General features: G+C 51.9%; 15 protein-coding genes. 12 read left to right on the forward strand and 3 right to left on the reverse strand.

Translation table 11 applies throughout. The annotated features are described in order from the left end of the window. Positions 1–129: 129 nt before the first annotated feature. The 8 genes from QET40_RS02525 (at position 130) to QET40_RS02560 (ending at position 11,935) form a co-directional block, all read left to right on the forward strand. Positions 130–2,484 carry a hypothetical protein gene (locus QET40_RS02525; RefSeq protein WP_280125602.1) on the forward strand — a complete coding sequence of 785 codons (2,355 nt, stop codon included), beginning with the start codon at positions 130–132 and terminating at the stop codon, positions 2,482–2,484. Between the two features lie 435 nt (positions 2,485–2,919). Then, a complete protein-coding gene (gene ilvC, locus QET40_RS02530) occupies positions 2,920–3,900 on the forward strand; it encodes a ketol-acid reductoisomerase (RefSeq protein WP_280125603.1) in 981 nt (326 codons plus the stop codon). Next, entirely contained in the window at positions 3,887–4,783 is an 897-nt protein-coding gene (locus QET40_RS02535; protein WP_280125604.1) for an ATP-binding cassette domain-containing protein, read from the forward strand. Before ilvC ends, QET40_RS02535 begins: the two co-directional genes overlap by 14 nt. 26 nt (positions 4,784–4,809) lie before the next feature. Beyond that, positions 4,810–5,478, forward strand: a complete 669-nt coding sequence (locus QET40_RS02540; protein WP_280125605.1) for a FadR/GntR family transcriptional regulator — start codon at positions 4,810–4,812, stop codon at positions 5,476–5,478. A 148-nt stretch (positions 5,479–5,626) separates the two neighbouring features. Next, positions 5,627–5,848, forward strand: coding sequence for a hypothetical protein (locus tag QET40_RS02545; protein ID WP_280125606.1), 222 nt, complete (start codon positions 5,627–5,629; stop codon positions 5,846–5,848). 189 nt (positions 5,849–6,037) lie between these two features. Further along, complete coding sequence (locus QET40_RS02550; RefSeq protein WP_280125607.1) at positions 6,038–7,408, forward strand: alpha-L-fucosidase; 1,371 nt, start codon at positions 6,038–6,040, stop codon at positions 7,406–7,408. A 171-nt stretch (positions 7,409–7,579) separates the two neighbouring features. Further along, the gene (locus QET40_RS02555; RefSeq protein ID WP_280125608.1) at positions 7,580–8,767 is read left to right on the forward strand and encodes an efflux RND transporter periplasmic adaptor subunit; all 1,188 of its coding nucleotides are present in this window, start codon (positions 7,580–7,582) and stop codon (positions 8,765–8,767) included. 36 nt (positions 8,768–8,803) lie between these two features. Beyond that, a complete protein-coding gene (locus QET40_RS02560; protein WP_280125609.1) occupies positions 8,804–11,935 on the forward strand; it encodes an efflux RND transporter permease subunit in 3,132 nt (1,043 codons plus the stop codon). Positions 11,936–11,959: 24 nt separating this feature from the next. Here the strand turns inward: QET40_RS02560 and QET40_RS02565 are convergent, their stop codons facing one another. Then, positions 11,960–14,443 (reverse strand): PQQ-binding-like beta-propeller repeat protein, encoded by a 2,484-nt coding sequence (locus tag QET40_RS02565; RefSeq protein ID WP_280125610.1) that lies wholly within the window; start codon positions 14,441–14,443, stop codon positions 11,960–11,962. A gap of 385 nt (positions 14,444–14,828) precedes the next feature. Between QET40_RS02565 and galB the strand changes: the two genes are divergently transcribed. From galB to QET40_RS02580, 3 genes are all read left to right on the forward strand, one after another. Then, positions 14,829–17,783, forward strand: a complete 2,955-nt coding sequence (galB, locus tag QET40_RS02570) for a beta-galactosidase GalB (protein WP_280125611.1) — start codon at positions 14,829–14,831, stop codon at positions 17,781–17,783. A gap of 20 nt (positions 17,784–17,803) precedes the next feature. Then, positions 17,804–20,158, forward strand: a complete 2,355-nt coding sequence (locus tag QET40_RS02575) for a beta-galactosidase (protein WP_280125612.1) — start codon at positions 17,804–17,806, stop codon at positions 20,156–20,158. 147 nt (positions 20,159–20,305) lie between these two features. Then, the gene (locus QET40_RS02580; protein ID WP_280125613.1) at positions 20,306–20,806 is read left to right on the forward strand and encodes a hypothetical protein; all 501 of its coding nucleotides are present in this window, start codon (positions 20,306–20,308) and stop codon (positions 20,804–20,806) included. A 21-nt stretch (positions 20,807–20,827) separates the two neighbouring features. Here QET40_RS02580 and QET40_RS02585 read toward each other — a convergent pair whose 3' ends face one another. Beyond that, positions 20,828–21,460, reverse strand: a complete 633-nt coding sequence (locus tag QET40_RS02585; protein ID WP_280125614.1) for a GyrI-like domain-containing protein — start codon at positions 21,458–21,460, stop codon at positions 20,828–20,830. A 98-nt stretch (positions 21,461–21,558) separates the two neighbouring features. Continuing rightward, the gene (locus QET40_RS12530) at positions 21,559–24,006 is read right to left on the reverse strand and encodes a sugar-binding domain-containing protein (RefSeq protein ID WP_345783044.1); all 2,448 of its coding nucleotides are present in this window, start codon (positions 24,004–24,006) and stop codon (positions 21,559–21,561) included. Between the two features lie 515 nt (positions 24,007–24,521). On the opposite strand from QET40_RS12530, the gene QET40_RS02595 reads away from it, so the two are divergent. Continuing rightward, positions 24,522–26,309, forward strand: coding sequence for an alpha-L-arabinofuranosidase C-terminal domain-containing protein (locus QET40_RS02595; RefSeq protein ID WP_280125616.1), 1,788 nt, complete (start codon positions 24,522–24,524; stop codon positions 26,307–26,309). Positions 26,310–26,343 lie beyond the last annotated feature (34 nt).

The following is a 26,343-nucleotide window of genomic DNA, read 5'->3' on the forward strand; positions in this document are numbered from 1 at the left end:
CGTCATCGTACCGTCATTCGGAGCCGATGCCGCGATTATTCAGGATTTTCTTTTCTTGATTCCCATTTGAACCTTGATTGCCTGTCTGATGCAAGTTTATGGTTATACCTAGGTATTCTCTAAATCGCCATGTCCCGCTTTTTCATTCCCCTTCTCCTTACCACGCTAGTACCACTGTTCCCTGTCTCAGCGGAAAGAAATCCGTTTGGCTCAACAGTCAACGGTCCGACACGTGACCAAATCATCCCTCTCCAGAAAAAAGACATTAAAACTCCGGCTATTTCCCCCCAAGAAGACGGAACGTTCCTCCTGACAGCCGATAAAGCCCAGCTTCGAGGAGAGGGAACCATCGAACATGAGTACGGATTTCCCACCATTGGCGTATTCAAAAAGCGAGGGAATCAGGCTGGCTGGTTACTGAATGTTCCCAAGGATGGCACTTACATAGTCGAAGTCCAATACACTTGTCCTCAAGGAACCCATGCTCCATCCTCCCTTGTCGATGTCCGATCGGGGGACAAAGTATGCCCGTGGGATATCGTTCTTACAGGCGGTTCATGGCAGCATTTTGTCAAGCGCCACATCGGCAAGATCCAACTTTCGGCAGGAGAACAGCCTTTCATCCTGACTCTCACTGACAACTACGGTATCAACATCGGCAATATCCGTCTCATTCCAGATCCCGGGTTGGAAGTAAAACCCGACAAGACCGGAACATTCACACTTCTTCCCGAAACGGCCGACCTCACAAAAGCTTCATGGAGTAGTTCCAAAAACATCATCGTCGGAACTTATGGGATTGCCTGGATTGTCAATTCCCCCATTCCGCAACGCTACCGAGTCATTCTCAACGGGGCAGTTCCCAGCGGTGCCGAATTTGAACTTTCCTGCGCCTCTCTCTCTACGATTGTCAACATTCCCTCTACAGGAAGCTGGGATAATTTCAAGGAACAAACAATCTCCACGATCACGCTCCCTGTAGGCCCCACTACTATTTCACTGAAAAAAAAGAATGGAGGTTTGGATATTCGATCCGTCACCCTTCAGCCGACAGGAGAAAACTTGAATGCCAAAGTTAAGGAATTGGAAACCAAACCGCTCATCGGCATGGACAAGGAAGACATGGATCTCCTCTGGGGCGGAAGTGTCGCAAAAGGTTCCCAAGATTTTTTGAAACTTCACGGAATCAACGAAGCCGAGACCGATTTTTACAAGGAGATTGAACTTTCCTGTAAAGCCTATCAGTGGACATTGCCGGACATGACTGTAACGGGCGTTTTCATGGACGGAAAGAGTATCAACCTGATCGTGAAAATGCCCAATCAAACATTCGCAGCATCCAAAACCCTCCTCGCGAAACTCCTTCCCGGCGTTGCTTTTGCCTCTGCTCCCACTACAACCGAACCTCCTTATATCGTCCCGTCTAAAGACAATACCTATCAGTTCCTGTACTGGGGGGACTGCTTTGAACTCCGGGCTCCCAACATCGTCAATGAGGCCAGGGAATCCGCCGAGAAGGAATTCAAAAACACTATCGGTAAAGTCCGTCTGGGCATGTCCCTGAGCCAGTTGAAAGAAATCCTGGGAGAAGGAAGACCCCGCAGCGATTTTGATGCAGAACGTTCCGGCCCCGGTGACATCGATCAAAACCTTTACAAAGGAATCACTAAACGCTGCAACGGAAACATCTGGGGATACCCCGAGAAGAAGGACTTCTATATCACAGCCATCCTATTCCAGGATAAGTGCATAGAATTCGATATCAGCCAACGTGGAGGATTCACAACCGAAGAGGCCCTCTCCCTCGCCCAAACCTTCATCCCCGGCGTCCAATTCAATGTGACACCCGCCCGGATGCAACCCCAATATGCCTACTACTCCACCAATTATGGCAAGGGTTACAAGATGCAATATCGCGGGGCCTTCCTTGAATTGAAAGCATCCGCCCTTTTGAAAGCCCTGCTGCTGGAGGAATTGGGAATCGTCAGCAAAAAGCCGGTTCTTCCGGGAGCAACCGACAGCAGTGCCTCCCCCTCTCTCAAGCAATCGTCCCTGGCCCTGACCAATCTACTCCAGAAGAGCCCCCTGTTGAAAAACACACCCATTTTCGGGAAATCCGCTGAAGCAGTGGATTCCATCCTGGGCAAATCGGAAGAGATCGACCCCAGCCTCACCATCCAGCCGACTCGCGTCTGGAAAATCAAGAACAGTACCTTCCGCCTGACCGGAACATTCTCCAAAAAGAACGGAAAGGACATCCTCAATAGCATCTCCATTGTCGACGAATCCGGAGCGATCACCCCGGCTGTCGCCCTTTTTGTTGCCAGGAAGCTGATTGCGCCCTACACGACAACCTCCATCTCCAGTGCCCAGATGAACGCTGCTTTCACCCTGACATCCTCGGATCCGCAGCAAAGATTTACCCTCGAATGGATCCCGGACAAAAACAACTCCGGCATCATGCGCATCGCCGACAAGGATTAATATCCCCCATCCCATGCACATCCCGAGCATGTCGGAAAATTCACTGCCATACAGAAACGCTCCGAATGCAAAATTGACGGTCCGATCGGAGAACTCTCCTGGATTGAGGACATCAAGTGCCAATTCCAGGGGAGTTCTATCCCACAATTATCACACCCTGCGCAACCGTTCCGTCCCGGTCGATATCTTCCCCCGTTCCCGGAATTCCTATCCCTTGTGAACCCGGCATCGCCTTGGGCGACCCCGAAACACCCGGGGTCCCCTCGGTCCGCAAGAAGCTACAGTTCCCTATGGAACACCCTGTAGCCTCTTGCTGAAATGGTTAATTTTCTGTCTCCAACGTTTTTCCCCCTTGCTTTTTGGAGAAGCCGGACTAGATTGAATCCACCAAACATAGGATGTTTGGAACTTTCCCTCATTAACAAGGAGCAAAACATGGATATCATTCACGACAATGCCGCTGACCTCAGCGTGTTGAACGGCAAGACGATCGCAGTACTCGGATACGGCGCCCAGGGACGCGCCCAGGCGCTTTGCATGCGCGACTCCGGCGTAAACGTCATCATCGGCGTCCGCCCCGGCAAATCCTTTGACGCAGCAACTCAGGACGGGTTCAAAGTCATGAGCATCGCCGACGCCGTCAAGGAAGCCGACATCATTCACATCCTTCTTCCGGACGAAATGCACGGCCCCGTGTTCGAAGCCGAAATCAAGCCGAACCTGACCGCCGGCAAGGCTCTCGCCTGCTCCCACGGTTTCGCTTACGTGTTCAAAACGATCGTTCCTCCCGCCGACGTCGACGTCATCATGGTGGCGCCCAAGGGTCCGGGAACTGAAGTCCGCAAAGTGTTCGAACAAGGTTTTGGCTGCCCCGGCCTGATCGCCGTGTTCCAAGACGCTACAGGCAAAGCCAAAGACATGGCTCTCGCTATGGCCAAGGCCGAAGGACTCACACGCGGCGGCGTTCTCGAATGCACCTTCGAACAGGAAACCTACGAAGATCTCTTCGGAGAACAAAACGTCCTCTGCGGCGGCATGGTCGACCTGATGAAGTATGGTTTCGAAACACTTATTGAAGCCGGCTATCCGGCTGAAATGGCTTATTTCGAATGCATCCACGAAGCCAAGCTCATCGTGGACCTCATCTACGAAGGCGGCATCCAGAAGATGAACTCCGTCATTTCCAACACCGCCGAATGGGGTGAATACTACAATGGACCGCAGATCCTGACCCCCGACGTCAAGGAACGCATGAAGGAATCCCTCAAGCGCATCGAAAGCGGCGTATTCGCCAAGGATTGGCTGGCCGAAGCCAACAGCGGAGCCAAGGTTCTCCAAGCCAAGAGAGCAGAACTCGGACAGCATCCTGCCGAAGTCGTCGGCAAAAAAATCCGCAGCCTGTTTGAAAAACACTAAACCATTCTGTCGCCTTACTGACGCTGCCGCCGGTTCCGGATTTGGTCCGGCGGCAGTTGCCATCCCGACAACCAAGCCTATGGACAGGGAATCCGCCGATTCGGTTATCAATGTGGAAAATGCAAATGTCTTCCTGGGAGGACGTGAAATTCTGCATGATATCTCCTGGCAGGTCAAACGCGGCGAACGCTGTTTTATCCTCGGAGCCAATGGAGCAGGTAAAACGACGCTCGTCAAAATGCTCATGGGATATGCCTGGCCGCTCTACGGAGCTAAAGTCCAGGTCCTAGGCAAAACATTCGGCAGTATCAACCTGTCGGAACTCCGTAAATCCATCGCCTGGGTTAGCCCGTTCATGCACCAATGGCTTGCCGACCGCGAATGGACAGGGCTGGAAATGGCCCTCTCCGGGCTGGACGGAACCATCGGCCTGTTCCGCAGCACAAGCAAGGAAGAAGAAGACCGAGCGCGTAGCATCATGCAATCGCTTAAGGCGGAGCACCTCCTTGACCGTGCCGTTCACATCATGTCCTCCGGGGAACAAGTCAAGGTCCTTATCGCCAGGGCATTGATGACCGATCCCGAGCTCGTCATCCTTGACGAACCCAGCGTTTATCTCGATATCACCGGAAGGGAATTCCTCCTCAATACCATTCAAGAACTTGCCGAATCCCGACCGGAACTTACCATTGTTTTCATCACCCAGCGCATCGAAGACATCCTGCCTTCTTTCACTCGCGGCATGATCCTCAAATCCGGTGCCATCTGTGCGGAAGGCTCCCGTGACGAAGTCCTGACCGAGGCCAACCTCCATACCGCATTCGATCTCAACATCCGGCTCATCAAAACGGATCAAGGCCGTTTCTGGACAGTCATCGAATAATCCTCTCCCTGCCCCTCCCTTCGCGTATGGAATTGAAAAAACCCGTTCGTATCTCCCTCTCCCGGCAAGTCCTCAATGCCATGGAAGGATTGATCCGGGAAGGCCGCTGGGCCGTCGGAGACCGGATTCCCGCCGAACCGGAACTGGCAAAATCCTTCTCCGTCAGCCACAATACCATCCGCGAAGCCCTGCAGTCCCTGATTCATGCCGGAATTCTGGAAGCACGCCCCGGAGACGGTACCTACGTCATCGCCAATGATCGTTTCGCCGTTGCCATGAACAACAAATTGCGTGAGGCGGAACTCCACCAAATCCTGGAAGCGCGGCGGGCTCTCGAAAAGGAAATAGCCAGGCTCGCCGCCGCCAACCGCACGGATGCCGATCTCCGTCAATTGGAACAGGACTGGCAAACCTGCCAGGCTCGCTCCGGCCAGGGCATCGAAGACGATATGCGCTTTCATGCCTCCGTCGCCGCCGCCACCCACAACCCTGTCCTGGCAGAATTATACCGCGTCATCGTCAGCTATCTCCAGGACAATCTGGAACACATCCTGGCAGAAAAACAATACGATGCCGGAGCCATGCAATTGCATGCCGACCTTCTGGACGCCATCCGCAGCCACGATGCCGACACGGCGGAAGCCATTATTGTCCGCATCGTCGAATTCGATGCCAGTACCATCGCCGGTCAATAAGCCATGTTTCCGGCAGGGTACCAGGTAGGTGCGTGTCTCTGACATGCCCTTTCATAAAATTTTCAACGCTACACCGGATTGTCTTGTCTAAGTATTTGCCTCCTGATAGGGAGGTATCCCTTAATCATCTCAAATCATCAATACAACTATGAAAAAATTCATCGCTATCGCCGTTTGCGCCTGCGCCCTGGGTCTGAATGGTTTCGCCGCTGACACTCCGGCCGGCGACACTCCCGCCAAATGTGACCAAAACTGCCCCAAGGCATGTAAGGATTGCAAAGGCTGCAAGGATTGTAAAAAAGCTAAAAAATGCGACAAAGCCAAGAAGTGCGACAAAAAAGGCGAATGCCCGAAGAAGGCTGAAGCCTGATCTTGCCGCTTTCGTCCAATCCGGAATCCGGAGTCAAAGGACGCCACCAAGCTCCCAAACTGCAGCAATTTCGATTGTTGCAGTTTTTTTGTATCCGACGCATTTCGCGTCACGGAATAAATATCACGGCACATTCGTCTTCAGGAAAAGACATGTAAGAAATACATGCGTCTTACCGTAATTCTTTGTATGAATAGACTCCTTGCCCCCCTTACCGCCGCCACTGTCTGCCTTCTGGGGCTTGCCAATACTTGGGGAGAAACTCCCTCCTCAAAACCAGCCGTTACCCCGACTCCCCAGCAAAGAGAATGGGCTGAGCAGGAACTGGGAGTCATCATCCACTTTGACATGCCCACTTATGTGCCTGGTTATAATTGGCGCCAGTTCGGCACTCATCCGGCTCCATCCGTCTTCAACCCGACCCATCTGGATACCGACCAATGGTTGAAAGCAGCCAGGGACATGGGAGCCAAATATGCGGTGCTCGTCGCCAAACACTGCTCGGGCTTCAGCCTCTGGCCAACCAAAGCCCACGAATACAGCGTCAAAAATTCACCTTGGAAAAACGGCAAGGGAGACATCGTCGCCGACTTCGTTCAATCTTGTCGGAAAATGGGGATCAAACCCGGCATTTACGCCAGTACGGCTGCCAACGGGTACTGTTACGTAGACAACCCCGGCAAAGTTCAACCCGGAGCCAAAATCACCCAGCAGGATTACAACAAAATTGTAGAAACCCAGCTCACGGAACTGTGGAGCAACTATGGCAAGCTTTTTGAAGTCTGGTTCGATGGGGGAGTCCTCCCCATTTCGGAGGGCGGCGCCAATGTCTCTGCCCTCCTGAAAAAGTACCAGCCCGATGCCATCGCCTTCCAGGGACCGGAAGACCACCCGAACCTCATCCGCTGGGTCGGCAATGAAGAAGGTTTTGCTCCTGATCCCTGCTGGGGAACGGCCAACGCTACAACCAAAGCTGACGGTACGATCAAAATAGAAGGTATGGGAGGCTCCGCTACAGGCAGTATCTGGTGCCCGGGGGAAGCAGACCTGACGTTGCGCCGCAATTCATCCTTCCAGGGAGGGTGGTTTTGGACAAAGGGACAGGACAACACACTCTTCAGCGTCGATGACATGATGCACAAGTATATCTGCAGTGTGGGGCGTAATACGAATATGCTCGTCGGCATCGTCATCGATGACCGTGGACTCGTTCCCGATGCCGATGTCAGACGCCTCAAGGAATTCGGCGACCGCCTCCGGCAGGACTTCGCCAACCCCATCGTTACCACGCAAGGCAAGGGCAACAATTTGGAGCTCGTCAACCCGGACAATCGTTCCGTCCGCTATATCGTCCTGCGTGAACGCATTGCCAACGGTGAATGCGTCCTCGGCTACAAAGTGGAATGGGACACCGGCAAAGGCTGGGAAACCGTCTTCGAAGGACAAGTCATCGGCAACAAACGTATTATTCAAGCCGATGGAGCCATTCCCAAAAAAGTTCGCCTTACCGTCACCGACTTCCGGGGAACGCCCGATATCCGTGAATTTTCCCTTTACTAATCTAACGTTCCTCCCAAGGTAGGAAATGCTTTGAAATCGGCAGACATGTCTTAAAACGGAATTAAACCAAACCGAGTTTAATCTATTCAACATATAGAGAATCAATCCGCGGAACAGGTATTGGGACGATATAAATTTCAACGCAACATCAAGAGTCAGTGTCCAACAGGCATGGCTTCCGTTCATCCTTTCCCCCGAATCGGATTCAAATCCTTTTTCCCCCTTGCCTGTATTTTGGGAATCCTGTGTTCCTGTCAACCGGAAAAACCTAAAGAAAACATACCCTATTCCGTCGAAACGGCACGGCCGACAGAAATGAATGTACCTATTCTCCAGGAATGGGTCGGACATTTGACCGGTACCGTCAATGCCAGTATTCTCCCCCAAATCAGCGGTTATCTGAAAAGCCAGGATTACCAGAACGGGGCCATGGTTAAAAAAGGAGATATCCTGTTCCACATAGACGACCAGTCGTTCCGCGACCAGGTACGCCAAGCCGAAGCCAGATTGTCCGAAGCCAAAGCCCAGCTGCAACAACAGGAATACGACAAAAACATCTATGCCCCTCTGGCAGCCAAGGACATCGTCTCCAAACAAAAATACGAAGATACGGCTCTGGCTGTCGAAGCTGCCAAAGCCTCCTTGCTGGCATCACAGGCTGCATTAAGCCTGGCCCAACAAAACCTGGCTTACACCGTTATCACGTCACCGATCGATGGCGTCGCCGGCATTGCGACCGTTCAGCAGGGAGACCTAGTCAGCCCCGAAGGAAAATCCATGACGGAAGTCTCATCAATCAATCCTATCCGATTGAACTTCTCCGTCTCCCAAGAACAATGGTTGAAGCAAACGGGCAACCAGGGAACTCAAAAAGCCGGGCAACCGGGCATTACCAACGGCAGTGAACTGGAGGTCATCCTTTCCGAAGGGAAAACTTATCCGCATCAAGCCCGTGTCGTTGCCATCGACAGCGCTTTTAATCCCACGACAGGCACCATACGTATCCAGGCGAACCTCCCCAATGAAGACTCTCTGCTCAGGCCAGGCATGTTCGTCCGCGTCCGCGCCCGGATCGGAGAAGAACAGCATGCCCTGACAGTCCCGGTACAAGCCATCATTTCCATGCAGGGACGCTTTTTCATCGTCACTGTGGATGACCGGAACAAGCCCCATATGATCCCGATCAAAGTCGGAGGAAAGATCGGAAACAGGCAAGTCGTCATACCCATTGTTCCCAATTCCGTAACGACCGACTCGCAGGTCGTCGTCGAAGGAGTCCAGCAAGCCATGATCGCAGCGGCGGAAGGAACAACCACGCTGATGGTCAAGCCCTATGATCCTGAAAACAAAACCCTGTAATTCCAAACTTTACATCCTACTCCTAGGGAGGACATTATGGCACAATTTTTCATCAAACGTCCGATCGTCGCGATCTGTCTCTCTATCATAATCGTCATGCTGGGTACATTTTCCCTGCTGCGGCTGCCGATTGCCGAATATCCGGACATCATTCCTCCCGTCATCCAGGTTTCCGCCACCTATCCCGGAGCAGATTGCGAAACAGTCGTCAAATCCATCGCTTCCCCGTTGGAGCAGCAAATGTCCGGTGTGGACAACATGTCCTATATGTCATCCGTCAGCACCAACAACGGACAAATGAGCATGACTGTCGTATTCGACGTCGGCACCAACCCGAACATGGACCAGGTGCTCTCCTACTTGCGTTACGGACAAGCCAACTCCCAACTTCCCGGAGAAGTAGCGGAACTGGGCGTTTCCCTGCGAAAATCAAGCGGATTGCCGACCATGGTCGTCAGTTTCTATTCCCCGGACAAAAACTATGACAGTCTCTGGATTTCCAACTACGCCAACATCAACCTAGTCAATGCCATCAAACGCGTCAAGGGAGTCGGCGACGTACAGGTCTTCGGCTCCGGCAGATACGCCATGCGTATCTGGCTGAACCCGGAAAAACTTTCCGCTCTCAACATCAGCGTCACGGAAGCCATGCAGGCTGTTCAGGCGCAAAACACAGTTAATCCCGCCGGCAAGGTCGGGGCCCAACCCGCCCCTGAGGATCAGCAATTTACCTATACCGTCAAAGCGCCCGGCCGCCTCAACACGGTTGCCGATTTCGGAAACATCGTCGTCCGGGGCACAGGGGATTCTATTGTCCGCCTGAGAGATATCGCCCGCGTAGAACTCGGGGCGGAGACCTATGAACTCAGCGCCCGAGTCAACGGGTCGCCCACGGCTGCCATTGCCATTTATGAAGCCCCCGGAGGCAATGCCCTGCAGTTATCTGACGATATCAGAAAACTCCTGCAGGATACCCCTCTACCGCCCGGACTCGATTACCTCGTTTCCATGGATTCCACGAAAGCTGTCCAGGCCAGCATTACCGAAATCGCACAAACTCTGCTGATCGCTCTCGGCCTCGTCATCCTTGTCGTGTTCGTCTTCCTCCAAGGTTGGAGAGGCACCATCATTCCGTTTTTCGCAATCCCGGTAGCTATCATCGGAACCTTTGCATTCTTCCCGTTATTCGGTTTTTCCATCAATACCATTTGCCTGATGGGCATGGTCCTGGCTATCGGGCTAGTCGTGGATGACGCCATTGTTGTCGTAGAAGCCGTCCAGAACCACATCGACTCCGGAGAATCCCCCAAAGAGGCCACTGCCAACGCCATGAAGGAAGTTGCCGGTCCCATCGTCAGCACGGCGCTCGTCATTTCCTGCGTATTCCTGCCGACCCTTCTTCTTCCGGGAGTGACCGGTAAATTATTCGGGCAGTTCGCCATCACGATCGGAGCCTCCATCATCATCTCGGCCTTCTGCGCCCTATCCCTGAGCCCGGCTCTGGCAGCCATGATCCTACGAAAGGAATCCTCTTCCAATCATAAACTCCTGGGGCCCCTGTACCGTGCATTCAATACCTTTTTCGACAAGGCCCGTAATCTCTATGTCGCCATATGCGGCAACCTGACCAGGCGGATCGTTCTCTCCCTCGTTCTGTTAGCCGGCATGACCGCCTTGATCTTCCCCATCACGCAACGCATTCCCGGAGGGTTTCTTCCCAATGAAGACCAGGGCTATCTGTTCGCCGGCATCCAACTTCCGCAGAACTCCTCCCTGAACGTCACGGAAAAGGCTTCCTTCCAGGTGGAAGAAATCATCAGATCCATTCCGGGCGTCCAGGACGTCACCACCGTCAACGGTTTCAACTTAATGACATTCGTCCAAAGCCCGAATAACGCTTTCTTCTTCATCTCCCTGAAACCCTGGAACGAACGCCGTTCGCCCGGCGAAAGTGCAGACGCCCTCTGCGGACGCATCACGGAGGAACTCACCCGCCGCATTTCCTCCGGCATCACCTTCGTCTTTCCTCCTCCTCCCATTCCCGGAGTCGGAACATCCGGAGCCGTCTCCTTCCTGTTGGAAGACAGACAGGGAAAAGGAGAAAATTTCCTCACAGCCAATACTACCGCCTTCATCAATGCCGCCCGGAAGCATCCCGCCATCGCCTCCATCAACAACTTCATGACGCCGTCCATCGAACAATACAAACTCGACGTCAATACGGAACAAGCATCCCTGCAAGGAGTGGACGTTGCCGACGTCTACAACACCATCCAGGCCTACATGGGCAGCATCTTCGTCAATTACTTCAACATCTACGGGCAACAGTGGCAAGTGTACATGCAGGCTGACGGGAACTACCGCAACAGCATCGACAAACTGAACCTCTTCAACGTACGAGCTGCCAACGGAGATGCTGTCCCTATCAACTCTGTCGTCAGCACCGGCAAGACCTGGGCTCCCGAATTCCTGATGCGCCAGGACATGTACAATTGCTCGATGCTCAATGTATCGCCAGCTCCCGGTTATTCCTCCGGGGATGTTATGGCCGCTCTGGAACAAACCTTCCGCGATACCATGCCGGCGGGCATGGGGTATGGATACTCCGGCATGAGTTTTCAGGAGCAACAAGCCTCCCAGGGGTTAACACCGGGTATTATCTTCATCGTGTCCTCCATTCTGGTATTCCTGATTCTGGCATCTTTGTATGAAAGCTGGACCCTGCCTCTGGCCGTCTTCATGACAGTTCCTGTCGCCCTTCTCGGCTCGGTTGCCGCCTTGCTGGCTTTCGGACAGGAATTGAACGTCTATTCGCAAATCGGTCTGATCGTCCTCATAGCCCTGGCCGCTAAAAACGCCATTCTCATTGTAGAATTCGCCGTTCTTGAAATTCGGCAAGGCAAGCCTCTGATGGAAGCCACCCTGGATGCGGCACGCATCCGTCTACGGCCCATCCTGATGACGAGTTTCGCCTTCATTCTGGGTTGCGTACCGCTGGCAGTCGCCTCCGGTTCGGGGGCTGCGGCCCGCCAGGTCGTCGGCATCGGCGTCATCGGGGGCATGCTGACAGCCGTCTTCCTCGGCATCTTCCTCATCCCTTCTTTCTTCCACATGATAGCCAAGTGGACGGGATTGGGAGCATCGTCTCCGAACAAAGAGCAATCCTGATCCGGCCAGTCTCCGTATCTCCCTCTATTTCCCGGCGACCGGAGTCAAGGCATACACATTACCCGAGAAGTCGGCCACAAAGACGGCATTGCCGGAAATGGCGGGAGAACTCAGGAAGGGGGCTCCCGTCATCGCCTTCCACAGAACGTTGCCGCTCTTGCGGTCCAACGCCGTCAGGGAACCGTCGGAGGCCGTCGCCAGAACAGTAGCATCTCCTGCCAGGACAGGGCTCGTCTCAATCGTTGCTGAAACCTTGCGCGTGTAAGGAGCCGTATACACCAGGGCATCACCGGGAGCATGCCGCCACTTTTCGGTAAGAGTTTCGCGATCCAGCGCAATCAAACCGTCTCTGGCCGAACCGAAGATAATTTCCTGATCCGTCACCAAGGGAGTCGAAGTCACATCGACGGAAACGGGCAGCTTCACATGATTCAGCACATTGCCCGTCGCCGTCTCCAATACAAACAAACCGTCCTGCGAGGTTATATAGGCTTTATCTCCATGAATGGCGGCGGAAGCCCCACGATTACGCAACCCGTCACGGTCGATTTTCCAGAGCAATTTTCCCGTCGCGGCATCGTTGCCAAACAAGGCCTGCCACTGCGAACCCGAAATCAACACCCCATTGCCAAGGGACATAGTCGTCGTCGTCCCCTCGCGCTGATCCCAACCGGAATTTTTCCACAACTCCTTTCCATCCTTGACGGAACAGGCTGTCAATCCTCTCCCGCTGCCCGCATACACGATCCCCTTGTCTGCAACAAGTCCCTCGATTAATCCTGGGACATCCTTGACGTTCAGCTTCTTTTCCCAGCGGAGCATCCCGGTTTTTCCATGAATGGCATAGAGATAACCGTCAGAATCCTGGGCAAGCACGGTATCGCCATCCAAAGCAATGGTATTCTTGACCGAATTGCGGGTCGGATAACGCCACAAAAGTTCCCCTGTCCGGGCATCCAAAGCATAAATTCCGCTTCTTCCCTTCAAGTCCTCATCCATTGCCGCCACATAAACCTTGTCTTCCCGGACAACAGGAGAAGCCATGTAAACATTGGCTCCGATATTGGAAACCCATGCCAGCTCATAGGGGGGCAGAGGAGCCCCCGGCACAGTACCGGAGTGTTCCGGATTTCCCAGCAGATTATTCCAGGGGTTCCCTGTCCGGACCGGATTGGCGGCAAAAGGAGTACAGATGAAATTCTCTTCCGCATCAACTGTAAGACCATGCCCGAAATCAACCCGGGTTCGAAGTTGAACCTTTTTACCGGCAGCCCCGGCAGGCATCGGCACCTCGGCAGACCAGTTCCAATCCGTCCGGCGCGACAAAGCAACCTCCGGCAGCTTCTTCCCGTCCACCGTCAGAGAACAAGTCACCCCTTTCGTCGGAGAACCGGCATGATAGGCATTGACCAGTACCGTCAGGGAACCATTCTTCGACAACGGTGATTTTCCATTCTGCACGGATGCGACATGCACGGCTCTATCCAGATAGGCATATCGCAAATTCGATGACGGATAGCCTTCGACATCAACGTGAATATCGCGGAAAGCAGCTGTCGAATGGTCGATTCCTCCCTTGTCCACCGTCCCCGTACACATGGTAAAAACTTCTCCCTGGAATCGCATATGGTTGATATGCCAGTGCCCATAGATCCAAGCCTTTAGATTGTGGGCATTCAGGTCAATCTCCTCACCCTTGCCGATGCCATATTTGAATTGATCGCCCGTCGTAAGAATATCGTGGTTAAAAACGATTACAGGCTTACCCTTCGGAACCAGAGCCAGATCATTCTTCATCCAGCGGTACACATCCTCTTTGGTATAACCGGGTTTGCGGTCGCCCCCAAGCATCGGGGTGACAATGTAATGCGTACTTCCGGAATCAAAGGAATAGAATGTCGGACCGTACACGTTCTCGAACACCTCTTCCCCATACTTGCCCGCCACCAGATCGTGATTGCCGATACAGTAATACACGGGACAGGGGAAATTGCCCGTATTCATCAAATTAATATGCTCCTTCAGCCCTTTTTCATAACAGATGTCGCCCGTATGGATCACGAAGGAAGCCCCGGTCTTCTCCGCATATTCCCGGAGACCGTTCACCCAGTCCTCATGCTCCCCGGTATTGAAAATTTCCGTATCCGTAATGTGCAGGAAACTGTGTTCCTTGCCCGGCGTTCCCTTTTTGTTCGGGAGAAGGGCGAAATCATACTGTTCCTTCCCATCTTCGATTTTCCGGTAAAAAGGATACGCCTTGCAACCGTCCGGAACAGTCATGAAAAGGAACCGTTCCACTTCATGCCCCGGCAGCACATACCGGCCGTTCTTGTCCGTTTTGACGGCGTGAAGGCCATCCGACACAACAACGCCGGCTACAGGAACTTCTCCCGGATCATGAATGCCATTGGCATTCCTGTCTGCAAAAACAATACCGGAATAATCGGCCCATGCGGAAGACGCGATCAAAGCAACAACAAAAAGAGCAAAAAAAGGGGGCTTTTTCATGGAACGTTATTCATTTTATCCATGACAAATTCAAATGCAATTTCTAATGTTCGCAATCCTCCTATCAGGAAACGCCTCGCAGGAAATATGAATATCTTCGCCAAACATCAAAGCATAGCGGAAACTGCCATCTCATAAGATCCCATGATGGAAATATTTAGAATACTATTGATTTTTACAGAAATCCGCGCCATCTTTAAAATACTATTAATATCCAAAAATTCACCCAGGACATTATACCACAAAAACAATAATGTGAATATATTACAATTATTATAATTTGACACTGAAGAGATCTCGTGACACCTTGCAAAGAATACATTCCAATCCGTGGAAAAGTTGTTCATCGCGGAAATTTTTCCTGTTTTTCCACGTATATAGGAACATGCAGCCGCATTCTCTTTCATCAATCCTTTTCATTGTAAGCGCCGGTATAACCATAGCTGCGCCTTTGCAAACCTCCAAGGTTTCATCCATGGATGAAGGGTGGAAATTCGCTCGTTTCGGAACGATGCCGGACGGCACCATGAAGCTGGAACCCGGAGCTCCGTCGAGAACAGTCTGGGCCTCTACCAGCCAGAACGACAATACCGCGGCCATGGCACTGGACGGGAATCCCGGCACCCGCTGGTGCGCCACCCGTAGCGGTGCGGGACAAACGCTCTCCGTGGACATGGGACAACCGACTCCCGTCGCCAAAGTTTCCATCTTATGGGAAAAAGAGGGAATACACCAATTCAAGTTGGAAGGATCCTCCGACGGAACCAACTGGAAAACTCTTTACGACGAAACCAAAAACAAAGTTTCTTCCGACCGTACCACCTGCGATATCCGCAGGGAAAACGCCCGGTTCTACCGCATCACCGTCACTGATCATACTCCGTCCATGTGGGCCAGCATCCGGGAACTGAACTTCTTCGACGCCATGGACAAGGAACTGGTTCCCCGGCCATCCGCCGAGTCACGCATGTCTCCTCCCTCCGAACCGGGCTACAACGATGAAAAGTGGCGGACGCTGGATCTCCCGCACGACTGGGGTGTCGAAGGTCCGTTCCGCATGGAATTGCCCAATAATACAGGTAAACTCCCCTGGGTCGGCATCGGCTGGTACCGCAAGACTCTGGATGTTCCCGCCGATGCGCAGGGAAACCGTTTCTACCTGGACTTTGACGGAGCCATGACCTGTCCTCAGATTTTCGTCAACGGGCAATTGGCCGGAGAGTGGAAATATGGCTACGCCTCCTTCCGCGTGGATATCACTCCCTTCCTCCGCTTCGGTCAAACGAACACGATCGCCGTCCGTCTGGACAATCCCCCCAATTCCTCCCGCTGGTACCCGGGAGCCGGGATTTACCGCCATGTGCGCCTGACGGAAGCCAATCCCGTCCACCTAGACCACTGGGGAGTTTACGTCCGCACTCCTGAAATTACAAAGGACCAGGCTACCGTCCTAGTCGATACGACAGTCGCCAACAACAGTGGCAAGGCAGCCATTCCAACTGTTATTCAGAAGATTCTGGACGGAGACAAGGTCGTCTCCACTGCTGAATCAACGGGGAAGGAAATCGCACCGGGACAAAAGGAAATCGTCCAAAATATGCTGAACGTCAAATCACCGATTCTCTGGGATCTCGACAATCCCCACCTCTATACGGTCGAAACAACGGTCATGCTCGACGGCAAACCGGTCGATTCCGCCCAAACCAATCTCGGCATCCGTACGATCGAATGGACTGTGGACGACGGGTTCCATCTCAACGGGAAGAGAATCCCCATCAACGGAGTCTGCCAGCACCACGACCTCGGGCCTCTCGGCGGTGCAGTCCACAAGCGCGGCTACGAACGCCAGGTGGAAATCCTCAAGGAAATGGGCACCAACGCCATCCGCACCACGCACAATCCCCCTGCCCCCGAACTGCTCGACGCCTGCGACCGACTGGGCATGCTTGTCATGGACGAGTTGTTCGACATGTGGGAAAGTGCCAAGAACGAAAACGACTACCACCTCTACTTCAACGATTGGCACGAACGGGATCTCGTTAATTTTGTCCGCCGGGACCGCAATCACCCCAGTGTTATCCTCTGGAGCGGCGGCAATGAAGTCCACGAACAGTGGAATCCCGCCAAGCATTACATTTCCAAGCGACTTACCGAATTGTTCCACCGCGAAGATCCATCCCGCCTGGTCGGTATCGGATGCAGCGGAGGCGAGGGCATCAGAAACGGATTTGCCGACACCGTAGATGTCTTCGGCGGCAACTATCGTGCCGGGCAATATCCGGAATTCAAACAAAAGAAGCCCGACCAGCCCGCATTCGGCAGTGAGACTTCCTCCTGTATCAGTTCCCGCGGAGAATATTTCTTTCCTGTCAGTTGGAAGCAAAACGGAGGGTTCTTCAATTTCCAGGTCAGTTCCTACGACCTCTATGCGCCGGGCTGGGCTTACAAGCCGGATGTCGAATTCCGCGCCCTGGACGCCAACAAGCGCATCGCCGGTGAATTTGTCTGGACCGGGTTCGACTACCTCGGCGAACCGACACCTTACAACCACGACGCCACCAACGCCCTGAACTTTTCCGATGAAAAGGAAAAGCAAAAGGCCATGGCCATGTTCGAGAAATTGGGTAAATACGCCCCGTCCCGCAGTTCCTATTTCGGCATTGTAGATCTCTGCGGCTTCAAAAAAGACCGCTTTTACCTCTACCAGGCACGCTGGCGCCCGGAACTCAAAATGGCTCACATCCTGCCCCACTGGAATTGGCCGGACCGCGTCGGAAAGGTGACTCCCGTCCATGTGTACACCAGCGGAGACTCGGCAGAACTCTTCCTCAACGGCAAAAGCCAGGGAGTCCGTACCAAAGGAACCGCTGACGACAATGCCTACCGTCTCGTCTGGCACGACGTCAAATATGAACCGGGAGAACTCAAAGTTGTCGTTACCAAAGACGGCAAGCCATGGGCCACGGACATCGTGCAAACTTCCGGTCCGGCAACAAACTTCACCGTAGAGGCCGACCGAACGGAAATCGCCGGTGACGGACAGGATCTTTCCTACCTCACCATCACGATGAAGGATGCCCAGGGCCGTTTTGTCCCGACAGCCCAGACTCCTCTGAATTTCACGGTGGAAGGCCCGGCGGAAATCGTCGGAGTCTGCAACGGAGACGCAACGGATTTCACTCCTTTCCAAGGAAATAAAATCAATGCATACAACGGCATGGCGCAAGTCATCATCCGTGGCAAGAGACACGCCTCCGGCAATGCCACCGTAACGGGAACAGCCCAGGGCATGCCCGCTACCTCCACCAAATTGACCATCGTCCCGGCACAGCAAAACTAATCCATAGACACAAAATACATATGAGAAAACTACTGCTTCCCGTCTGTCTGAGCACCTCGCTCCTTTTGGCCGGCATGGCCGCCGCCACCGAGGCACCTCTACCCAACCATTCTTCCCATACCGTAGGAATCAACGACAACGACTTCCTGATCGACGGCAAGCCGATTCAAATCATCTCCGGGGAAATGCACTACCCGCGCGTCCCGAAAGCATATTGGCGCGACCGTATGAAACGCATGAAGGCCATGGGATGTAACACTCTTTGTACCTATATCTTCTGGAACATGCATGAGCCCAAACCGGGAGAATGGGACTTCTCCGGGAATCTCGACATCGCAGAATACTGCCGAATCGCTCAGGAAGAAGGATTGTGGGTCATCGTCCGCCCGGGACCGTATGTTTGCGCGGAATGGGAATTCGGAGGTTTCCCCTCCTGGCTGCTTAAAGGCCGGAAAATCAAGGTCCGTTCCACCGATCCCGGGTACATGAAGCCGACTCTCAACTACCTGAAGAAAGTAGCCGCCGTACTAGCCCCTCTCCAGGCATCCAAAGGAGGTCCCATCATCATGACCCAGGTGGAGAACGAATACGGAGCCTATTCCAACGACAAGGAATACCTTCGGGCGCACCTCAATGCCCTGAAAGAAGGAGGACTTACCGACGTCCAGTTCTACACGGCCGACCAACCTACCGACGGATGCCTCAAAAACGGTACGCTGCCGGATCTGCCCGCTGCCCTCACCTTCGGCGGAGGAGCTAAAAACGCCTTCGAACTCTTCCGCAAGCACAGACCGAAAGGCCCCCGCATGAATGGGGAATTCTGGTGCGGATGGTTCGACCACTGGGGAGCCGTCCACAACCCGCGCAACACGGAATCGTACAACAGCGAGTTCAAGTGGATGCTGGAAAACGGAATTTCCGTCAACTTCTACATGGTGCACGGAGGTACGTCCTTCGGCTTCATGTCGGGAGCCAACGGCGGCAATAACAGCATGACGCCGGACATCACCTCATACGACTATTCCGCTCCCATCAGCGAATCCGGCAAACTCAATGCACGCTTCCAAGCCTTCCGCAAAACCGTGGAGGACCACCTCGGACACGCATTGCCTCAGCCCCCGCCCGATCCGGAATTCATTGACATCGCTCCCATCTCATTCTCCCAGTCCGCAGGCATGTTCAACAACCTGCCCAAGCCTGTGGAAAGCGCCAACCCCATCGTCATGGAAGATCTGGATCAGGCTTACGGCTTCGTCCTCTACCGCACCAAGGTCACGGGGCCCCAGGAAAATGCTCCGCTGACCATGACCCGCCTGATGGACCGCGCTATCGTCCTGCTGGACGGGAAACGCGTCGGAACGGCGGACCGCCGGCACGGTACCAATACCGTCAAGCTGGATATCCCGGGCGGAGAACACACGCTGGATATTCTGGTAGAGAACCTCGGGCGCGTCAATTACGGAGGCGCCATCACCACGGAGAACAAGGGGATTACAGAAGGAGTCACCCTCGCCGGCAAACCCGTTACCGGATTCAAGAACTTCTCCCTGCCCTGTGCCGACAAGGAAGTAGCCGCACTCCCCTTCTCCACAAAAGTCCCCGCAGGTGACCAGCCGATCTTCTACAAGAGTTCGTTCAAAGTAGACAAGCCCGGAGACACCTTCCTCGACATGCAGGACGGATGGACCAAGGGTGTAGTCTGGGTAAACGGTCACAACCTCGGGCGTTTCTGGTTTGTCGGTCCCCAGCAGACCTTGTACTGCCCTGCTCCGTTCCTCAAACAGGGAGAGAATGAAATCATCGTCCTCGACCTCGAAGGAGGCAAAGGAACCGTCAAGGGAGGTTCGGAACAAATCTGGAAAACAAACAAGGAGAAAAACCTCTTCAAACTCAACCGCAAACACGGCCAAACCGTCACACCCGGCAAGACCTCCCTCGTCCATGAAGGAACCTTCCAAGCCGGAGAAACCTGGCAGGACATCAAGTTCGACAAACCTGTCACAGGACGCTACTTCGCCATCGAAGCCCTCAGTGCCATGGATGGACAAGACTACGCCGCCATCGCCGAGTTGGAAATCCTCGACGAAAAAGGCAATCCTCTCAAAAAGGAAGAATGGAAAGTCGCCTATGCCGACAGTGAAGAAGTAGACGCAGAACCCGGCAATGCCGAACTCGTCATGGACCGCCAGCCCGTCACCTTCTGGCACACTGCCTGGAGCGACAACGGGCCCAAGTACCCCCACCTGCTCGTGCTCGACCTCGGAGGCAACAAAAAGATCTCCGGTTTCCAGTACCTTCCCCGTCCCGGTGCTTCCGGTGGCAAAATCAAGGACTACCGCGCCTACGTCAGCCTCAAACCCTTCCCGGGCCAATAAAGGCAGGCAACCAACAACTCATCCCACAACCGGAGCGGCTCACCACCGCTCCGGTTTTTTTATGGAGGTACAAGAGAATTGAGGAAAGCCGCCCACCTCATCAAAAATATATTGCCTTTCATTGGGAAATTTAATATTTGAGAGAATATGAAAAAAAGTATAAGAACATTATCATTGGCATTATGCCTCATGGGAGTTTGCCATGGGGCAGATGAATCATCCAGTGCGGGTGCTACTCCCCGACAAATTCCCGAGATACCCGATCAGGCAATCATGTATTCCTTGTCGGGCGCAGGTTGGAAACCGGATAAAACCATGCAGGCTTTTTGCAAATGGTTCAAACCTCAGGAAAAAGGGATCAAACTCAGCGACAAGTACAAGGCTATTTATTTTGCGATTGCCTTTCCGGAAATCAAACATTACGGAGCCGCTGTCTATATTTATGAGCTTCCTGCTGATGTTGCCAAGGCCATGCAGTCCGCTCTTAAAATAAAAAATTCAGCACTCATTCAGGAAATCAAAGCACCCATGATGCATACGGCGAGAATTGTTTCGAACCGCTTGATCATTATTCAGGCTCCCGCTCGAGAGTCTCAATTTACAGAAAAATTAATCAATAATATTGAGAAATTTGTCCACATTAAATAACCACTCCGAAGAAATTGAGACTCACCCCTTGACCTTGTAGCGCAGAACTGTTTTCAAGGCATCCGGGGCGACCTTCCGGGGATCAGACAGGTAAATTTCACGGTGTGATGCGGATGTCCTGTTCAGCCCTTTTTCCAGGCAGAACTGTTCCATCAAGGCAAAGCTTTCCGGCTCGTTGTCGTAGGATCCCACATGAAGCATCTGGACACACTGCCCTTCTTCGACGGAGACAAGGGTGACTTGCTTCAACAGAGAGGAGGGATCTTTTTCAGCCGCGATTTCAAGAGCCAGATCGAACACCCGGCTCGTCACAAAATCGGGTTGCCGAATCATCATCGTATAACGAAGACGGCTTTTGTCAGTCAACACTTGCGAGGCATCGCCCTCGGGCATACTCCATGTGGCTTCCAGAGGGTACACTGTGTATTCAAAATATCCGGGAGGCACAATGCCTTTTTTGGGCATCATCCTGATGGCGTAGGCTATGGAGTACAGAACACCGATGCCATCGGCAAATTCCCGGGCATTCGGATCGCCATGCCCGTCCAATGCCAAATAGAAGTACGGCGGCACCGTTACGACAACAGGTTTCCTGCCAGGAAGGTAGAGTTCCTTTTCCCGTTTTCTCCATTCATATTTTACTTCTCCCATCATGTTCTGCTAACAAAGTCCTCATGGCAGGGCAAACATATTTCCGTCGAATGCGGTATAAGCACAGTCTCGCCAATCATTACCCAGAAAGTGCCGAAAGATCATTCCACAACCAAATTTACAGTTGCAGGAGTCAATCCGGGTGAACTGAATACAACCGATACGATTCCTTTTTCACCGGAGGTCTGGATATAGCCAAGAAGCCTTCCCCGGTATGCTTTACGAGAGGCACTGGTATTATTGCTCATGTCCGTATTGCTTCCCGCCTCCAAACCAAGCAACTTCCCTGGTCCAGTGACGGAACAGGATATCTCATTTTCAGCCAGAGGAACAGAGTTGCCACCCCTGTCACGGATATAAACGATAACATGCGCCAAATCCTTGTCTCTCCCCAATTTCATCCTGTCGGCAACAACCTCCAGGCACGCTGCTTTTCCTGCAGTCTTAATCGTATGCCGTGTTTTTTCCTTTCCATCGTCAAGACCGACGGCTTCCAATGTTCCCGGTTCATAATCGAGGTCCCAGGTTATTACTCCCGTTTTATCATCGTAGTCCTTTACGTTGCCTACTTGCCTGCCATTCAATAAAAGTTTTGCCTGCGGACAATTCGTATAACACATAATCCTTATACGGTCTCCTTTTTCATAATTCCAAATCGGCCATTCGTCTATGGAGTAATCTGAAGTTTGTTGCCGGCATTGGCATGTTCCGATGCGGATCAAGGGAAATTGAGTCCACAAAGCCTTCCGGAAATAGGCCCTTGGCTTCATAAAACCGGCCATGTCCAACAAGCCTTGGAAAAATGGTCTGTAGAGTCCCCGGGAAGGCCACACTTCCGCTTCTCCCAGATAATCGACTCCAACCCAAATAAATTGTCCAAAAACATAATCATTGTCCCGGGCAATTTTCCAGGCTTCCAGAGTATGCGTGTTCTCGCTCCCATAAATAATCCGGGATGGATATTTCTCATGGTCTTGCGAATAAGCTCCCTCCGTATAGTTGTATCCCACAGCATCCAAAGCCGCTGGCAATCCGGTTTTATTTGACATGGAAATCCCAGCCAGTGCTGCAGATACGGGCCGCGTAGGATCTACCGACTTAACTTCGGAAACAAGGCGCTCGGCAATGGTTCCAAGACGTTCCGCAGAAGGCTTGTTGAAAATGACTCCCTTTTCCAATCGGCCCGGTTGCGACATGCCGATACTGTCTTTGCCTCCCAAAACAGGATGGGTATAGGGATCGTTAGGGTAATCGATTTCATTGCCAATCATCCACATGAAAATAGAACAGTGATTTCTATCTCGAAGAACCATATCCCGGATATCCCGACTACTCCATTCATCAAAATACCAAAACGATCCTTGATATCCAGGTTTTCCAGTGCAGAAACCTTCCTCCCATTTTCTTTTCGGATACTCCCATTCATCAAATGAATCCGGAATTACGAGAAATCCCATTTCATCACACAAATCATACAAATAGGGGACATGAGGATTATGGCTCATCCTGATTGCATTGCAACCCAGAGTTTTAATCGTCTCTAACCGACGTACCCAAACTTGCCTGGGAACAGCGGATCCTAAAGCTCCGGCATCATGATGTATGCATACTCCTTTAATCTTTATACTTTTCCCATTGATAAAGAGCCCCTTGTCAGGATCCATGGAGATCTTTCTTATGCCAGTACGGAAAGAAGTCCCGTCAATATTTTTGTCCCCCTGGAAAAGAGAAACTCTGATCGTATAAAGCCGAGGATCCCCGGGACTCCATAACAACGGGTTTTGCAGCGTCAGGGAAATCATTTGAGAGGTAGCGCCGTTTCCTTGGACTTTCAATGGAGAGGTTGTTTGCGCAACGCATTCACCATCTTCGGAAAACAACCCTACACAAATTGCAAGTAATTCGTCTCTTTCCGTTTCATTTCTCACGGCAACATCCACATCCAACACGGCCTTTTTGGAAGTCGCCGTCCGCGTCCTGCAAAAAACACCCCATTTGTCAATATGCACCGGATTCGAATAAATCAGATAGACATCACGGTATATTCCAGATCCGTTGTACCAACGGGAATCTGCACCCATACTGTGATCAACGCGTACCGCAAGATTATTCTTTTCCCCATATCGGACATAAGGCGTTATGTCGTACAAAAACGACACATAGCCATTCGGACGTTTTCCAACCAGCCGACCATTCACATAAACCTCGCTGTTGTTATAGACTCCCTCAAAATAAATAAAGACCTTTTCCCCTCGTTTCTCCTCCGGGATTTCCAGACATTTCCGATACCAGGCAATCCCTCCCGGAAGATAACCAGCATTTGCCGGCCATTTCGGATCGGGGGTTGCCTCAATACTCCAGTCATGAGGTAAATCAAGGCTTCTCCAAAGATGATCGTCGTACCCCGGTAATCGCGCACCGTATTCATCTCCCAGGCAAAATTTCCAATTCTCATTAATCTTTTGAGATATTCCGAAAAAAGCATCCGCCTTTGCAGAAATCAAGCAAAGAGCCATCACAGCCACGAAAGCGAAAATGCGAAATAACATAGTATTTTTCTTTTATCAGGCAGAATTTTATACGTCAACAACAAACAAAAAACAGAAAAAGAAAATACATTATCCCATCTTATCATATGGGAACTGTATTTATAAAAACAAATCGCCATCGAACAACTTATTTATTTTAATAATATTATACAGCATGAAAACATTTCCATATCATATCGAATACAGGAAAAGCAAAGAAAAAGACACTTCCCTCCCCCTCCTTTCCAAGGAAAATTCCGTCTACATCCCATCACGGAAAAACTTTCTTATTTCTATGGAAAATGAAAAGGGAGATATGATTTTCACGTATCAATAGACATGAAATTTTTAAGTATCGTCTTTTTCCCCATAATTACCCTACTGGCTTCAGTGGCAGGAAAAGCCGAAGAAAACTCTGCCGCCCCCTTTCGGGTCACTATAGATGTATCGTCTCCGGGAACGAAGTTTCTCCGAATCGGTATGGAATTTTCTTCGAGGATATCAACTTTGCAGCAGATGGAGGCCTGTATGCCGAATTGATCAAAAACCGCTCTTTCGAATTTCCTCAGGCCTTCATGGGATGGAAAATATTCGGCAATGTGGCGTTGCAAATAGAAGATGGACCTTTCACCCGCAATCCACACTATATCCGTTTGTCTCCGGCCTCTCATCGAGAGAGGAAAACAGGAGTGGAGAATGAAGGATTCCGTGGCATAGCTTGGGAAAAAGGGAAAAAATATCGTTTTTCCGCATGGGGAAGAGTTGGGGTAAATCAGACAACACCTGTCGTCCTGCAAGCTTGTCTGATTGATGAAAAGAATAATTCTGTTGCCCAGACAGATATGGTAATTACCCAAAAAGAATGGAAGAAATACATCGTTGAACTGGTCCCTTCAAAAACAGTCGATCAAGGTAGTTTCCGGCTGCTTTTAAACTCGCCAGGCATCGTCGATTTGGACCATTTGTCTCTCTTTCCGCGCCATACATGGAAGGAGAGGGAAAATGGCCTCAGAGCCGATTTGACAGGCGCATTGAAAGAGCTGAATCCCGGTTTGCTCCGTTTTCCAGGAGGATGCATCGTCGAAGGAACTTCTCTTGCTACCCGATACAATTGGAAGGATTCCATCGGTCCGGTAGAAAACCGGCCTTTAAATGAAAATCGTTGGAATTTCAGTACCAAAAAACGTCTTTCTCCAGATTATTATCAAAGTTACGGGTTGGGATTTTACGAATATTTCCTTCTTGCCGAAGATTTGGGAGCTACTCCCCTGCCTGTCCTCAACTGCGGCATGGCTTGCCAATTCCAAAATGGGAAAGAAGCTCATGCATCCCTGGAAGATATGGATGTCTACATTCAGGATGCTCTGGATCTGATCGAATTCGCCAACGGCGATATTTCAACGAAATGGGGAGCGCTCCGGGCAGAAATGGGACATCCTCGGCCATTTCATCTCAAGTACTTGGCTATCGGCAACGAACAATGGGGAGATGAATATGCAGAACGCTTGGAGCGGTTCCTTGCCACATTGAGGAAAAAGCATCCCGAAATAAGAATAATAGGAAGCGCTGGCCCAGGGGCGTCCGGGCAGGAATTCGATAATCTATGGAAACACATGAGGAGCCTGAACGTCGATCTTGTGGACGAACATTATTATGCTTCCCCCGACTGGTTCAGGAAAAATGCCCGCCGCTATGATACCTATCCAAGATCCGGGCCCAAAGTCTTTGCCGGAGAATATGCATGCCACACTCCGGAGAAGAGCAACAATTTCTCCAGTGCCCTTCATGAAGCGGCCTTCATGACCGGTTTGGAGCGCAATGCGGATATTGTCCCCATGGCAACCTATGCTCCCTTGCTGGCTCACAAGGATGCCTGGCAATGGAAACCGGATTTGATCTGGTTCGACAATCGGTCACTTGTCCTCACTCCCAATTATTATGTACAGCAAATGTATTCGACCTACGCCGGGAACCGGATTCTCCCACTAGCGGGAGAGGACGGAAAACCGCTCGCGGGACAAAAAGGACTCTATGGAAGTTCTGTCTTTGACGGGGAAAGAAAGTCCATCATTGTCAAGCTGGTCAATATGAATCCATCAGACTGCACAATTCAACTCAATTTCAAGGGGCAGGATGAGCAGATTCCGAAAGGGAGCGGAATTGCTATCCGGCTACATTCGGACAATATAGAAACTCAAAACAATTTTGAAAAACCCGACAATATTCGACCGGTTTCCACCATTCTCCCAGCACTAGAAAAGAATCGGCTGGATCTTCGAATACCGGCTTATTCTTTCGGGGTTTATGTCTTCCCGGCAGAATAGAATCATACCTCCGGGGGCTTTCAACTAACGGGAG

It is taken from the genome of Akkermansia sp. N21169 (assembly GCF_029854675.1).
Lineage (GTDB): Bacteria > Verrucomicrobiota > Verrucomicrobiia > Verrucomicrobiales > Akkermansiaceae > Akkermansia.

What these genes read in the sequence shown, in the direction of transcription:
- QET40_RS02525 (WP_280125602.1), top strand. Translation starts at nt 130, where the DNA reads ATGTCCCGCTTTTTCATTCCCCTTCTCCTTACCACGCTAGTACCACTG.
- ilvC (WP_280125603.1), top strand. Translation starts at nt 2,920, where the DNA reads ATGGATATCATTCACGACAATGCCGCTGACCTCAGCGTGTTGAACGGC.
- QET40_RS02540 (WP_280125605.1), top strand. Translation starts at nt 4,810, where the DNA reads ATGGAATTGAAAAAACCCGTTCGTATCTCCCTCTCCCGGCAAGTCCTC.
- QET40_RS02545 (WP_280125606.1), top strand. Translation starts at nt 5,627, where the DNA reads ATGAAAAAATTCATCGCTATCGCCGTTTGCGCCTGCGCCCTGGGTCTG.
- QET40_RS02550 (WP_280125607.1), top strand. Translation starts at nt 6,038, where the DNA reads ATGAATAGACTCCTTGCCCCCCTTACCGCCGCCACTGTCTGCCTTCTG.
- QET40_RS02555 (WP_280125608.1), top strand. Translation starts at nt 7,580, where the DNA reads ATGGCTTCCGTTCATCCTTTCCCCCGAATCGGATTCAAATCCTTTTTC.
- QET40_RS02560 (WP_280125609.1), top strand. Translation starts at nt 8,804, where the DNA reads ATGGCACAATTTTTCATCAAACGTCCGATCGTCGCGATCTGTCTCTCT.
- QET40_RS02565 (WP_280125610.1), bottom strand. Translation starts at nt 14,443, where the DNA reads ATGAAAAAGCCCCCTTTTTTTGCTCTTTTTGTTGTTGCTTTGATCGCG.
- galB (WP_280125611.1), top strand. Translation starts at nt 14,829, where the DNA reads ATGCAGCCGCATTCTCTTTCATCAATCCTTTTCATTGTAAGCGCCGGT.
- QET40_RS02575 (WP_280125612.1), top strand. Translation starts at nt 17,804, where the DNA reads ATGAGAAAACTACTGCTTCCCGTCTGTCTGAGCACCTCGCTCCTTTTG.
- QET40_RS02580 (WP_280125613.1), top strand. Translation starts at nt 20,306, where the DNA reads ATGAAAAAAAGTATAAGAACATTATCATTGGCATTATGCCTCATGGGA.
- QET40_RS02585 (WP_280125614.1), bottom strand. Translation starts at nt 21,460, where the DNA reads ATGATGGGAGAAGTAAAATATGAATGGAGAAAACGGGAAAAGGAACTC.
- QET40_RS12530 (WP_345783044.1), bottom strand. Translation starts at nt 24,006, where the DNA reads ATGTTATTTCGCATTTTCGCTTTCGTGGCTGTGATGGCTCTTTGCTTG.